1 protein-coding gene and 1 pseudogene are annotated in these 882 nt (G+C 69.5%); both read left to right on the top strand.

Annotation, left to right across the window (positions count from 1 at the left end; genetic code table 11):
- Positions 1-90: pseudogene (locus IH13_RS43060) on the top strand (SAM-dependent methyltransferase); the annotation flags it as partial.
- Between the two features lie 302 nt (positions 91-392).
- Positions 393-794: a DUF3040 domain-containing protein gene (locus IH13_RS0132280; RefSeq protein ID WP_031090029.1), complete on the top strand. Its 402-nt coding sequence runs from the start codon at positions 393-395 to the stop codon at positions 792-794.
- Positions 795-882 lie beyond the last annotated feature (88 nt).

Genomic DNA, 882 nt, shown 5'->3' with positions numbered 1-882 from the left:
CTCCTCGCCCTTGAGGCGGCCGCCGCGGAACTGCCGGCCTTCCACTCGGTGGCGACGCAGCTGCACGTTCTCGGCGAGAAGCGCGCCTGATCCCTTCCGGAGGAGCGGCGGAGGCAGGGCCGCGGGGCGACCGGAGCACGGCTGATCAGCGACGCAGCCGCAGACGGAGTACGGTCCGGAGCACCCGATCGAGGCTCCGGCCCCGTATGATCGGGTGACACCATCCGGCATGACGGATCGGAGGTCGGGGAATCTACGCCTCAGCAGCCGTACCGACACGTCGGTTCGGACTGGCTTGGGCTAGAGGGCGGGTTTCACGGGGGCGAATCCCTGCCTATCCTGGAAGGGCCGCATAACGGTCGCCCCCCGCGGCCGACGACGAGGAGGACTCCGTGCCGCTCTCGGAGCACGAGCAGCGCATGCTCGAGCAGATGGAGCGAGCGCTGTACGCCGAAGATCCCAAGTTCGCGACAGCGCTTGAGGGAAGCGGGCTGCGCAGGTACACCCGGCGACGGGTCTACCAGGCGGTGGCCGGTTTTCTGGTGGGTATCGCGCTCCTCATGGCCGGAATGGTCGCCCAGCAGATCTGGATCAGCGTGGTGGGGTTCCTCGTCATGCTGGGCTGTGCCGTGCTGGCGGTCACCGGATGGCGCAAAGCGCCCAAGCCGGGTGAGCAGCAGCAGACGGCAGCGGGCGGGGGAGGCGGCGGAGGCCGACATCCCCGGCAGCGCCGGACGATGATGAACCGGATCGAACAGCGGTGGCAACGCCGCCGGGACGAACAGGGCCAGTGAGTGAGGTGCCGTCGACGCGGCACCGGTCGGCCCCGGCGGCTCGGGCCGTACACCGCGGACTTCATGGCTGAACTTCATGGCTGAGGGG

The sequence above is a fragment of the Streptomyces sp. NRRL WC-3549 genome, assembly GCF_000721935.1.
Lineage (GTDB): Bacteria > Actinomycetota > Actinomycetes > Streptomycetales > Streptomycetaceae > Streptomyces.
The sequence above is the reverse complement of the archived record's forward strand: the minus strand, read 5'-3'. Positions and strand labels throughout refer to the sequence as shown.